Below are 12,469 nucleotides of genomic sequence, written 5' to 3'. Positions count from 1 at the left end.
TCACGGTGACCTCTCGGGGGTCGCTGTCGAGTACTCGCCACAGGTCGCGCACTCCCCGCAGCTCGCGGGCCGGGGGGCCCGCCGGAGCGGGGGCGGAATAGAGGCCGGGGGTGTTCCGTTGTAAGCTTCAGTTGAATCTTCAACCAATCGACCGATCAACAATCTCTGAGAAAGGCGAGAGGTGAGCGCGATGCAGTTCGGGATCTTCACCGTCGGCGATGTCACGCCCGACCCGACCACCGGACGTACGCCGACCGAGCACGAGCGGATCAAGGCCATGGTCGCCATCGCGCAAAAGGCGGAGGAGGTCGGGCTGGATGTCTTCGCCACCGGCGAGCACCACAACCCGCCCTTCGTCCCCTCGTCGCCCACCACGATGCTCGGCTATATCGCGGCCACCACCGAGCGGCTGATCCTGTCGACGTCCACCACACTGATCACCACCAACGACCCGGTGAAGATCGCGGAGGACTTCGCGATGCTCCAGCATCTGGCCGACGGGCGCGTCGATCTGATGATGGGACGCGGTAACACCGGGCCCGTCTATCCGTGGTTCGGCGAGGACATCCGGCAGGGCATCCCGCTCGCCATCGAGAAGTACGCGCTGCTCCACAAGTTGTGGCGCGAGGACGTCGTCGACTGGGAAGGCAAGTTCCGTACGCCGCTCCAGGGCTTCACCTCGACGCCCCGGCCGCTGAACGGCACCCCGCCGTTCGTCTGGCACGGCTCGATCCGCTCGCCCGAGATCGCCGAGCAGGCCGCCTACTACGGAGACGGCTTCTTCGCGAACAACATCTTCTGGCCCAAGGAGCACTTCCAGAAGCTGATCCGGCTCTACCGGAAGCGCTACGCGCACTACGGGCACGGCACCCCGGAACAGGCCATCGTCGGTCTGGGCGGTCAGGCGTTCATCCGGAAGAACTCGCAGGACGCGGTACGGGAATTCCGCCCGTACTTCGACAACGCGCCGGTCTACGGGCACGGGCCCTCCCTGGAGGAATTCACGGAGCAGACGCCGCTGGTCGTGGGCAGCCCTCAGGAGGTCATCGAGAAGACCCTCGCCTTCCGAGACGCCTTCGGCGACTACCAGCGCCAGCTGTTCCTGATGGACCACGCGGGGCTGCCGCTGAAGACCGTGCTTGAGCAGCTGGATCTGCTGGGCGAGGAGGTCGTACCCGTACTGCGCAAGGAGTTCGCGGCGCTGCGGCCGGCCGGCGTCCCGGACGGTCCTGTGCACCCGGCCGCCGACACGCCGGTGAAGGAGGGGGTCTGACGATGGAGCGTACGAGCACCGGGGCGGGTACGAGCACCCTGGCGGGCACGAGCACGGCTAGGCGTACGGGCACCGGTACGCGTGCGGGCGGAGCCGGGCCGTTGCGGCTCGTCGCCGTATCGGCCGGGCTGAGCAAGCCGTCCTCCACCAGGCTGCTGGCGGACCGGCTGGCGGAGGCGACCAGCCGTGAACTGGCCGCCGACGACCGGAAGGCCGAGGTCGAGATCGTCGAACTGCGCGATCTGGCCGTCGAGATCGCGAACCACCTGGTCACCGGCTTCCCGGCGGCCGCGCTGAGCGCGGCGCTGGAGGCGGTGACCGGCGCGGACGGGCTCATTGTCGTGAGCCCGGTCTTCGCGGGCTCGTACAGCGGACTGTTCAAGTCGTTCTTCGACCTGATCGAGCCGGACGCGCTCACCGGAACGCCCGTACTGCTCGCCGCCACCGGCGGCACCGCGCGCCACTCGCTCGTGGTGGAGCACGCGATGCGCCCGCTCTTCTCGTATCTGCACGCGCTCACCCTGCCGACGGCCGTCTTCGCGGCGACCGACGACTGGGGCGCGGGCGCCGACGTGTACGGGGGCGGCCTGCCGGCCCGGATCGACCGCGCCGGTGGCGAGTTCGCCCGGCTGCTGCGGGGGCTGACGCCCGTGACCGGTGGGACGGGCGTGTACGAGAGCGCCGGCCCGGACGGGACGGGCGAGGTGGGCGAGCTGGACGACGCGGACGAGATGGACGACGGGGACGCGATGGACGAGATGGACGAAGTGGTGCCCTTCGAGCGCCTTCTCGCGAACCTTAAGTAGATTCGCCCCATAGGGAGATTCGGGGCAAAAGCGAACGATCAATCAACAGGAGGAATGTCATGAGTGGCACCATCGTGGTCGGCGTCGACGGCTCGGAGCCTTCGCTGAAGGCGCTGCGCTGGGCCGTACGGCAGGCGAAGCTGACCGGTGACGAGGTGGGCGCGGTGATCGGCTGGGAGTACCCGGCCACCGGCTGGGCGGGCATGCTGCCGGGCGTGCCGCCGGAGTTCGAACCGGAGCAGCTGGCCTGGCAGATCCTGGACGAGGCGCTGGACAAGACGCTGGAGGCGGATGTCGCGGCCGTGGTCGAACGCCGCGTCGTCGCCGGCCCCGCCGCGCAGGTCCTGCTGGACAGCGCCGAGGGGGCCTCGCTCCTGGTGGTCGGCGACCGTGGATACAGCGGCTTCAAGGCGGCCCTGCTCGGGTCGGTGAGCCTGCATGTCACGCAGCACGCCAAGTGCCCGGTGGTCGTGGTGCGCGGCGAGATCGCCGAGGACTGAGAACGGCTCGGAGGCGGTTCGGAGTCGGCTTCGAGTCGGCTCGGAGGCGGTTAGGAGCAGGCTCGGAGTCGGTTCGGAGTCGGTTCGGAGCGGGCTTGGAGTCGGCTCGGACGCGGCGTCGCTCCTCGCCGGGTTCCGAAAGACGGCGCTCGGCCGGGGGAGTGCGCCGGGTGTGCTCCGTTCACGCCGGGTGAGCTGTCGTGAGGGTCCTTCGGTCTGGGCATCGAACATCCATGGCATCGCGACGGAAACCCCGTACCACCAGTGAGGTCACCAGCGAGACGGAGCGTGTGGAGACGTCCGAGTCCGAGGAGACGCTGTTCGGCGGTCCGCTGCGGTACGACATGGGCTGGAACAAGCATGACGACGCCTTCCTCCAGCTCAACTTACGGTCCATGGTCACGCGGCTGCCCCGGCTGGTCGGTACGACGGCCCGCTTGGCGTGGGAGGCGGACAGGGCCGCCCTGCGCCTGGTGACCTGCGCGGAGATCGGCCGAGGGGTCAGTCAGGCGGTCGGACTGATCGCCGTGAACCGCGTCCTCGGACATCTCCTGGGCGAGGGCACCACCGTCGAGCGGCTCACCCACGCGGGCCCGGCGCTGGCGGTCGCCGGTGGTGCAGCTCTGGCGGGCGCGGTGCTGCGGGCCCTGTCCACCGCCGGTACGGGACAGCTGGAACCGAAGGTCGAACGGGTCGCCACCGAGCGGTACTTGTCACATACCGCCAACGTCGAGCTGGAAGCGGTCGAGGACGACGAGTTCCACAAGCTTCTCGACAGCGCTCAGTACGGCGCCGGTTCGGCCCGGCGGATGGTGCAGTACTGCCAGAATGTCCTCAACGCCCTGATGTCGCTGATCGCGGCGGCCGGCGTGCTCGCCGTACTGCACCCCGTACTGCTCCCGCTGCTCGTGGCGATGACGCTGCCCAGCGCCTGGGCGGCCCTGTCGATGGCGCGGCGCCGTTACATCTCGTTCCAGGTGTGGGTACAGCACTCACGGGCCGGGAGTCTGATCAGCCGTCTGCTGATCTCCACCGACGCGGCGCCGGAGATACGGGTCCACAATGTCGGACCGTTCCTGCTGCATCACTTCCGCGAGATGTCGCGGTCGCAGGAGGCGGAGCAGCGCAGGCTCGCCCGGCTCGCCGCCCGTACGGGGCTGATCGCCGCCGGATGGACCGGGCTGGCGACGGGCGCCGCGTATGCCACGCTCGGCGGGCTGCTGTGGACGGGCACGATGGCGCTCTCCGTCGGCGGCACCGCCGTACTCGCGATCCGTAGCGGCTCCTCCAGCCTGGAGAATCTGGTGCTCCAGGTGAACTACCTGCACGAGGAAAGCCTGTTTGTCGGGGACCTGCACCGGCTGTGCGAGGAGGCGGTCGAGCGCGCGATTCCGGTCGGCGGGCTGCCGCTGCCCGAGAAGCCGGAGACGATCACCTTCGAGGATGTCGTCTTCACCTACCGGGGCAAGGACAACAAACGCGCGCTCGACGGCGCCAGCCTGACCATCCCCGCCGGCCGGATCGTCGCGCTGGTGGGGGAGAACGGCAGTGGCAAGTCCACCCTGGTCAAGCTGTTGTGCGGGCTCTACCGGCCGGACTCCGGCCGCATCCTGTGGGACGGGGTCGACGCGGCGGAGGCGGACCGGCAGGAACTGGTCTCGCGGGTCGCGGTGGTGGGCCAGGACTTCTACCGGTGGCCCTTCACCGCCACGGTGAACGTCAGCATCGGACGGCCCGAGGCGCCGGTGAGCCAGGAGAGGCTGGACGCGGCGGTACGGTACGCGGGCGCCGAGGAGCTGATGGCGGAGCTGCCGCGCGGCTGGAAGACGCTGCTGGCCCGGGGGTACAAGGGCGGTCACCAACTCTCCGGCGGTCAATGGCAGCGAATCGGTCTCGGCCGCGCGCACTACCGCGCGGGACAGATCCTCATCGTCGACGAGCCGACCTCCGCCCTCGACGCCAAGGCCGAGCAGCAACTCTTCGAGCAGATCCGCAGCCTCGCGGACTCCGGCCAGACGGTCATCCTGATCACGCACCGGCTCGGCTCGGTACGGGCGGCGGATCTGATCCATGTCCTGGACCGGGGGCGGGTCGTGGAGAGCGGCACCTTCTCGGAACTGCTGTCGGACGAGGTCGAGGGCCCGAAGGTCTTCCGCGGCCTGTACCGGATCCAGGCGGCCCAGTACGCGACGGAGGCCCCGGCCTCGTCGGTTCCGTCTGTCCCGTCGGTTCCGTCCGTCCGGTCCTAGGACCGGGAGGACCGGGACGGCACCGCTTCGGAGAGATCCATACGCAGGCCCGGATGCGCTACGTCGGCGCCCGTCGCGGCCTCGCGGCCTGTTTGTTACCGAGGCACTTCAGCGGGCGCGGTGCGGGCCCAAGTCACGGAGGACGCTGCTGAGTTCATCGAGGGTGAGGGGCGGTGCGGGAAGTGGTGGGGTGGGTGCGGCGGTCGCGGCGGACGTGGCGGACGTGGCGGGCGCTGTCGGTTCGCCGGGCTGTGCGCGCAGCCCGTCGAGGAGAAGGGCGAGGTAGCGCCGCCAGGCGTCCGGGGCCGTGGTGGTCAGGGCGGGCACGGCGCGGCCGAGCGCGGCCAGGCTGAAGAGCAGGTCCTCGGTGGTGATGTCACGACGCATCGTCCCCTGCCGCTGGGCGCGCGCCAGGAGGATGCCGACGGTCTCCCGGTTCTCGGCATGCAGGGCTTCGAGCGAGGGCACGCCCCGTATGCCGGTGGTCATCAGGTCGTTGGCCCCACGGTCGGCGGCCAGCCCCGCGAAGATCGAGGAGAGATACGTGGTGAGCCCCGCCCAGGCATCGTCACTCAGCCGCGCCTCCTCACCGGCGCGCTGTGTCTCACCGAGGGATTCGTGGAAGACGGCCTCGATGAGGGCGGCCCGGTCGGGGAAGTGCCGGTACAGAGTGGCGTTACCGACGCCGGCCCGACGAGCGATCTCATCCAGCGACGCGTCGAGCCCCTGCTCGGCGAACACCTCCCGCGCGGAGGCGATCAACAACTCCCGATTGCGCCGAGCATCGCGCCGCAGCGGCGCCGCCTCCGCCGGTTTCCGCTCGCTGGCTCCCATGACCACCCTTCCAAGGAAAGCGTGGAGCGCTCCCCGATTGAGATGCTACCTGGGGTGGTTGGCGTCGGGTGAGGGCCGAGGGGTAGTCGGGGTGGGCCGGTGTCGGTCATGGCGGGTGGGGGCCGCCCCTAGGTTTCAGTTTCGCGGTTGCGGGTTGGGCGTCAAGGGCGCTCCTTCGTCGCGTCGGCAAGCCGATGGGCTGCGCCCACCCTTGACACCCAACCCTCCACCGCAAGTGCAGCTTTGAGGGGGGCGGCCCGGGGGGGAGGGGTCCCCGGGGAAGCTCCCATGTTCCGGGGGCCGGATCCCGACCGCAGGTCGGTGGGCCCTGCGGGGCTGCGCAGGAGTGGAGTGGGGCGGCCCGGCACCGGCTCAGCGAGTGGATGTGGGTGGGTGGTGGGGCTTCATGCCCCGCTGGTGACGGTCCGTTGTCGGGTGACACCTGTGCCCTGGGGCGGAGGGACCCCACCTGCCCCCAATGTCCCGGTTTAGAAGGGGCTTTGGGGAGTGCTCCGGCGGGTCATGCGTCCTGAGTTCGGTTAACCGGGCCCGATGGCGCATCCCCCCTCTGACCGGCCTCATCAGTCACATCCACCCCATTCCCCACGGTCCGGGGCCGGGGAGCGGCCAGGGCTGGTGCCCCGCTGCTAGGGGTGTGGGTGATGGGGGGGTGTGACTCCCGGGGCGGCCAGGGGGCCGGTCAGGGGTGGCGATGTGCCGTGGAGACGACTTAACCGAACCCAGGACGCATGACCTGCCCGGGGCCCCTGGAATGGCTCGCCAAACTGGGACATAGGGGGCGGGTGGCGAGTCCGTCCCCCTCAGGCAACAGGTGCACCCGCCAACGGACTGTCACCAGCGGGGCATGAGTCCCGACCATTCCCCGACCGTCAGTCGCTTTGCCGGTGCCGGGCCGCCCCACTCCACTCCTGCGCAGCCCCGCAGGGCCCACCGACCTGCGGTCGGGATCCGGCCCCCGGAACAGAGCTGCTTCCCCGGGGACCCCTCCCCCCGGGCCGCCCCCCCTCAAAGCTGCACTTGCGGTGGAGGGTTGGGTGTCAAGGGTGGGCGCAGCCCATCGGCTTGCCGACGCGACGAAGGAGCGCCCTTGACGCCCAACCCGCAACCGCGAAACTGAAACCTAGGGGCGGCCCCCACCCGCCATGACCGACCCCGGCCCACCCCGACTACCCCTCGGTCCTCGCGCCGGCAAGCGAGGACGCCGATCAGCGGGACGTTGCGGGGCTGGAAGATGTCGGTGACGGTGCGGTCGCGGGGACGGTGGTGGTGCGCATGCACCTACCGCGATTCCGGGTTCGCTTCCGGGGCCGATGTCGCGTCCGTGTTCCCACCGTCCGGGTTCCTACCCTCCGCGTTCCCGTCACCCGTCCCCCCGCCCCTCCCGCTCCCTCCGGCCTCGGTGTCCTTCAGCAGCGACAGCGCGAATTGCAGTAGCTCCGGGGAGAGTTCGGCGCCGTGGAGACCGCGCGCCGTGATTCCGTTGATCTCTCCCGTGCGGCACTTCGCGAGGAACTGGAGTCCGGCCACGACATCGTCGACGACCTCGGACTTTTCCTTGAAGAAGCGCCAGTCCACGCCGAAACCCAGCCCTAGGGCCCGCAGGATCTCTTCCGACGGCCGAGTCACCTTCCCTGCGAGGATGTTGGAGAAGTAGCTGTGGGAAAGGGAGCCGCCGCGCTCCTTGACCAGGTCCGCGAAGACCCGGCCCGAGATCTTCTGGCCCGGGAAGGTCTTCTCCACCATGTACTCGACCTTCTGACGCAGCGTCCGCAGTTCCCGCACGCGCTCTTCGGGGTCGAGATCGCGGTGGCCGTCACTGCCCCGGCCGTCCCGGCCGTCGCCGCCGTCCCCGGCGGCCGCGGGGTTGACATCGTTGTCCATACTGGCCACCGATTTCGGTCAGCGGGCTCGTGCTTGTAGCCGGCCCCGATGAGGACGCCCCAGGGGCAGAACACGCTTGCACAACCACTTTACGTCACTGTTAACTCGAAAAAACATGGACAGGGGGCCACGAGGGGAGTCCCCTGTCCATGGGGCTCTCCGACGGCGAATTCCGTTGCCGCGCAGGTGAATCCGGCCGGGGCGAATAGGTGTAGCCCTTCACGACGGGGGATGCGCGAAGGGCTACGCGTCCCATTATGACCCCTCGTCAGGGAATTTCGACAGCGGATCGGCCGTGGACTCCCGGACGCGTGGTCGCGCGGGCGCGGTGTTGACGTCGAAATGTGCTCTACATCACGGCAACGCGGTGGCTTCCGGGGACAGATCTCTGTGTGAAACCTATCGGCCGCGCCGCATGTCTCGCCGCCCTCATCACCGCCACGGCACTGTGCGCCGGTGACGCGCTCGCGCGTGTCTTTCCGTTCGGCTCCCGTACCCGCAGCGTCAACGATCTGGGCAACCAGTACGTTCCGTACCACGCCTATCTGTGGGACCTGCTGCACGGCAAAGCCGACGGCGATCTGTTCGTCAACTGGCGCTCCGGCTTCGGCTCCAGCCTGCTGCCGGATCTCGGTACGTACCTCACCAGCCCGTTCGCCCCGCTGGTCGCGTTCTTTCCACGGGACGAGATCGATCTCGCGGTCTATGTGATCACCGTCGCGAAGCTGGCCGCGGCCGGTGCCGTGATGGCCTGGCTGCTGCTGCGGCTGCGCCCCGGGAGCTGGTGGGTGGCGGGGGCGCTGGGCGGCTCGTACGCCCTGTGCGGGTGGGCCCTGGCGGACGCCGCGTACAACCCGATGTGGCTGGACGGTCTGATCGCCTTCCCGCTGCTCTGCCTGGTGGGTGAGTGGGCGTCGGCCGGCCGTCGGCCGGTGCTCGGCGCGCTGGTGGTCGCGGTCGTCTGGACCGCCAACTTCTACACCGCCTACATGGCCACGCTCGGAGCCGGACTCCTGCTCCTCGCCCGGCTGTTGACCGAATCGAGGTCCGTCCGGGAGCGGCTCGTGGCGCTGCGAAGGGCCGCCCTGACCAGCGCGCTGGGTATGGGCCTCGCCGCGCCGGTGGTGCTCGTCATCTACTTCGGGACGCGGCACGCGTACCCCGGCCGGAACACCGTGTTCTCGGCGGTGCCGTGGACCGATGTGCTCGCCCGGCTGCTGCCCGGCACGTACGGCTTCTCAAGCCCGGCCCTGTACGTGAACACCGCGGCGCTGCTGCTCGCACTCACCCTGCCGTTCAACGCGGCGGTGCCGCGACGGGCGCGCCTGGTGCTGACGCTGCTCGTCGTCGCGGTGACGGTGTCGTTCCAGTGGGGCCCCACCCATCTGTTCTGGAACGCGTTCAGCACCCCCAACGGGAGTGCCTACCGGCAGGCGTTCGTTCTGTGCGGGCTGCTGGTGATCGCCGCGTGGTGGTCGTTCTCCCACGGGATCGCCGGCCGGCTTCCGGTGCCGGCCGCGAGCGGAGTGCTGGCGCTCGTCATGGCCGGTGCGAGCTTCAGTGCCCTGATGCATCGGTGGACGATCCCGATCGCGCTGGTGGGCGCCGCCACGGCCGTCGTCACGCTGATGGTCATGGCGGCCCGTGTGCCCCGTCCATGGCTGGTCGCCTGCTGCGCCGTCGTGCTGATCGCCGTCCAACTGGGCCAGTCCGCGGGGACCACGGCCCGCGCCGACAGGCTGAGGCTGGACCACGCGGACGACTACGCGCCGTGGGGCGAGCGGCAGCGCGAGCAGCGCGAGGCCATCGCGCGGGTGGACGACTGGCCGCGCGAGCGCACCGACCCGGGCCGTGAGCAGACGGTCGCGAACGACCCGATGCTCGTCGGCGGCCAGGGCGCTCAGTACTACAGCAGCATGACGTCCGATGTGCTCAGCCGTACGCTCACGGCGCTCGGCGGCGGCTGGACGTCGCGCGGACGGTCGGTGCAGAGCCTGGACAACCCGGTCACGGATGTCGTCTTCTCCGTGGGCGCCCGCGTGCACTCCCCTCCCGACCCGCACCAGAAGTGGAATCCCCAGGAGGGCGGCGCTCCGGTGGTCACGCGGCGGCCGGTGCCGCCGCTGGTCACCGTCCGGCCCGCCGGTCCCGTGCCGGAGTTCGGCGCCTCGGCCTTCCGCAACCAGGAGAAGCTGCTCGGCGCCCGGGTCTATACGGTGCCCAGGATCCGGCCCGTCACGACCCTCCGCGGTGTCGCCGCCCGGATCACCGCGTCCTGTCCGGCCGGCAGTGAGCCGCAGCTGTGGGCGCCGAACTATTCGGGCACCGCGCGCCTGGCGGACGAGGCCCCCGCGACCGCCTCGGGCTCGTCCTCCGGCACGGGGCCGCGCGCGACCGTGGCCAGGTTCCAGTCCGACCCCCGGGACGACCTCCGTCCCGACGCCTATCCCGAACCTGGTCACGAGCCTCATCTCGGCCCCCGCCCCGTCACCAAGATCGCCGCGATGCAGCCGCTCGGCACCGTCCCGCCCTCCGGGCGCGTCACGATCGAGCTCAGCCCCGACAAGGGCGGCACGGTCCCGGACGGCGCGCTCGGCTGTCTGGACACCGACCGTCTGCGCGAGACCACGCAGCGCCTCCAGGCCACCGGAGCCACCGACGTCCGCGTCTCCGGCCACTCCGTGACGGCCGAACTCCCCGCGCACGCCAAGGGGTTCGCGGTGCTCGCCGTGCCGCGTATCGCCGGCTGGCGGTGTGCCGCGGGCGACTCCGCGCCGCGGCCCGCGGACTCGTACCTCGGCCTCGTGGCCGTACCACTCGCTGATTCCTCGGCCCCGACCACCGTCCGCTGTGATTTCCGGCCCCCGGGCCTGCGTATCGGCGCGCTGGTGGGCGGAGCCTCCCTCCTCGTTCTCATTGGCCTCATCGTCCACAGCGTCCGGCTCGCACGGTCGTCGCGGCGACAAACCCGTCAGGAAGCGTCATGCTGATCTCCATCGTCGTTCCGTGCTACAACGAGGAAGCGGTGATCGACCGTTTCCACGAGCGCGTCACCCAAGAGACCTCCGCGCTCGAACTCGGCTCCGACGCCGACTCCGACCTGTCGTTCGAGTTCGTCTTCGTGGACGACGGCAGCAGCGACGAAACACTGCCCCACCTCAGCCGGCTCGCCGACAAGGACTCCCGCGTCCGCTATATCTCCTTCAGCCGTAACTTCGGCAAGGAAGCCGCGATGCTCGCCGGTCTGGAGCACGCCGCCGGTGACGCGCTCGTCATCATGGACGCGGACCTCCAGCATCCGCCGGAGCTCATATCGCGCATGGTGGAACTGCACCGTGAGGGATACGACCAGGTCATCGCCCGGCGCACCCGAAAGGGAGACCGGTTCAGCAGGACCCTCACCGCGCGGGCCTATTACTGGCTCATCAACCGCTTCATGGACGTGGAGATCGTGGACGGCGTGGGGGATTTCCGGCTGCTCTCGCGCCGGGCGGCGGACTCCGTCGCGGCCCTCACCGAGTACAACCGTTTCTCCAAGGGCCTTTTCGCATGGGTGGGCTTTCCCAGCACGACGTTCAATTACGAGAACGCCGTACGCGAGGAAGGCACCAGCAAATGGAGCTTCGGAAAGCTCGTCAACTATGGTCTGGACGGCCTGCTTTCCTTCAACAACAAGCCCCTGCGCGCCGCCGTCCATCTCGGTGTCACCCTGATGGTGATCGCCGCCGTCTACGCCGTGTGGATCGTCGGCGGAGTTCTGACGCAGGGCGTCGACACCCCGGGTTACGCGACCCTGTTGGTGGTCGTCACCGCTCTGGCCGGGGCGCAGATTTCGATGATCGGGATCGTCGGTGAATACATCGGGCGCATCTATTACGAGGTGAAGCGGCGCCCGCACTATCTCGTCAAGGCGTCCAACACCCCGACGGTCGGCGTATCGCTGACGGAATCGGCCAGGTCGGATCGGCGGGTGAGCCGGCCCGTACGCTGAGGGTGTTTACCCCCCACGGCACCCGGAGAGGCAACAGATATGGAAACCACGCTGGGCGAAGAGCTCTTACTGCTTGCGCTGGACGACAAATGGGGCTATGAGAAGGAGCCGGAGAAGGTCGCCTGGGCGATCGCCGCGGCGTCCCTCCTGGATCTCGCGCTGGCCGGGCGGATCGAGGTGACCGATGAGGTGGTGGCCGTCCGCGATCCCGCGCCTCTCGGTGTCCCCGTCCTCGACGCCGCGCTCGCCGACATCGTCGGCCACGACAAGCCGGGCAAGGTCAAGGACTGGCTGCACCACCTGAAGAAGCCGGCGGTGGCCGGCGCGACGGACGGTCTGGTGGCGAAGGGGCTGGTCCGCAAGGAGACCAAGAAGGTGCTCGGGCTCTTCCCCGTGCGCCGCTATCCGGAGGCGGACGGGTCGGCCGAGGCGGCGGTACGGGAGCGGCTGGACGAGGTGGTGCTCCGGGGCGAGACGCCCGACGACCGTACGGCGGGGCTGGTGGCCCTGCTCCACGGCGCGAAGCTGCACAAGCTGGCGTTCACCGAGGGCGACGCGCGCGCGATCGAGTCGCGGATGGCGGAGATCGCCCAGGGCCAGTGGGCGTCGCCCGCCGTACGGAGCATCATCGACGCGGCGCAGACCGCGCTCACGGTGATGGTCACCTCGACGGCGATCGGGGCGGTCATGGGCGCCAACTGAGGCGCCCCCGCGCCCCGGAGGCCCCGCGCCCCGCGTCCCGGAGGTCCCGCGCCCTCGCGGTCCAGAAGTCCCGGTACTCCCCGGCGGTCGTGTGCCCGAGCGGCGCGCGACCGCCTTCGTACGTGCGCGACCGCCTCCGTACGTGCGACCGCCTCCCTACGTGCGCGACCGCCCCGTACACGCGACCGCCCCCGTACGCCGGCCGGAACCGG

At 69.9% G+C, this 12,469-nt stretch carries 9 protein-coding genes; 7 read left to right on the top strand and 2 right to left on the bottom strand.

What is annotated here, in order from left to right:
- Window positions 1-190 precede the first annotated feature (190 nt).
- From ABTZ59_RS11400 to ABTZ59_RS11385, 4 genes are all read left to right on the top strand, one after another.
- Window positions 191-1,273: an LLM class flavin-dependent oxidoreductase gene (locus ABTZ59_RS11400; protein ID WP_351394314.1), complete on the top strand. Its 1,083-nt coding sequence runs from the start codon at window positions 191-193 to the stop codon at window positions 1,271-1,273.
- 101 nt (window positions 1,274-1,374) lie between these two features.
- A complete protein-coding gene (locus ABTZ59_RS11395) occupies window positions 1,375-2,079 on the top strand; it encodes an FMN reductase (RefSeq protein WP_351394521.1) in 705 nt (234 codons plus the stop codon).
- 59 nt (window positions 2,080-2,138) lie between these two features.
- A complete protein-coding gene (locus tag ABTZ59_RS11390) occupies window positions 2,139-2,579 on the top strand; it encodes a universal stress protein (RefSeq protein ID WP_351394311.1) in 441 nt (146 codons plus the stop codon).
- A 233-nt stretch (window positions 2,580-2,812) separates the two neighbouring features.
- A complete protein-coding gene (locus tag ABTZ59_RS11385) occupies window positions 2,813-4,828 on the top strand; it encodes an ABC transporter ATP-binding protein (RefSeq protein ID WP_351394308.1) in 2,016 nt (671 codons plus the stop codon).
- A 108-nt stretch (window positions 4,829-4,936) separates the two neighbouring features.
- Here ABTZ59_RS11385 and ABTZ59_RS11380 read toward each other — a convergent pair whose 3' ends face one another.
- The gene (locus tag ABTZ59_RS11380; RefSeq protein ID WP_351394305.1) at window positions 4,937-5,662 is read right to left on the bottom strand and encodes a TetR/AcrR family transcriptional regulator; all 726 of its coding nucleotides are present in this window, start codon (window positions 5,660-5,662) and stop codon (window positions 4,937-4,939) included.
- Window positions 5,663-6,961: 1,299 nt separating this feature from the next.
- Entirely contained in the window at window positions 6,962-7,564 is a 603-nt protein-coding gene (locus ABTZ59_RS11375; protein ID WP_351394302.1) for a hypothetical protein, read from the bottom strand.
- Window positions 7,565-7,956: 392 nt separating this feature from the next.
- Here ABTZ59_RS11375 and ABTZ59_RS11370 point away from each other — a divergent pair, with 392 nt between their 5' ends.
- The 3 genes from ABTZ59_RS11370 to ABTZ59_RS11360 are packed head-to-tail and all read left to right on the top strand — an operon-like array spanning window position 7,957 to window position 12,257.
- Window positions 7,957-10,554, top strand: a complete 2,598-nt coding sequence (locus ABTZ59_RS11370; RefSeq protein ID WP_351394299.1) for a YfhO family protein — start codon at window positions 7,957-7,959, stop codon at window positions 10,552-10,554.
- A complete protein-coding gene (locus tag ABTZ59_RS11365) occupies window positions 10,548-11,555 on the top strand; it encodes a glycosyltransferase family 2 protein (protein ID WP_351394296.1) in 1,008 nt (335 codons plus the stop codon). Before ABTZ59_RS11370 ends, ABTZ59_RS11365 begins: the two co-directional genes overlap by 7 nt.
- A gap of 39 nt (window positions 11,556-11,594) precedes the next feature.
- Complete coding sequence (locus tag ABTZ59_RS11360) at window positions 11,595-12,257, top strand: GOLPH3/VPS74 family protein (protein WP_351394293.1); 663 nt, start codon at window positions 11,595-11,597, stop codon at window positions 12,255-12,257.
- Window positions 12,258-12,469 lie beyond the last annotated feature (212 nt).

Origin of the sequence: Streptomyces sp. NPDC094034 (assembly GCF_040303865.1) — a bacterium.
Classification (GTDB): Bacteria; Actinomycetota; Actinomycetes; order Streptomycetales; family Streptomycetaceae; genus Streptomyces.
Note: the sequence above shows the minus strand (reverse complement) of the source record. Positions and strands in the feature narration are given on the sequence as shown.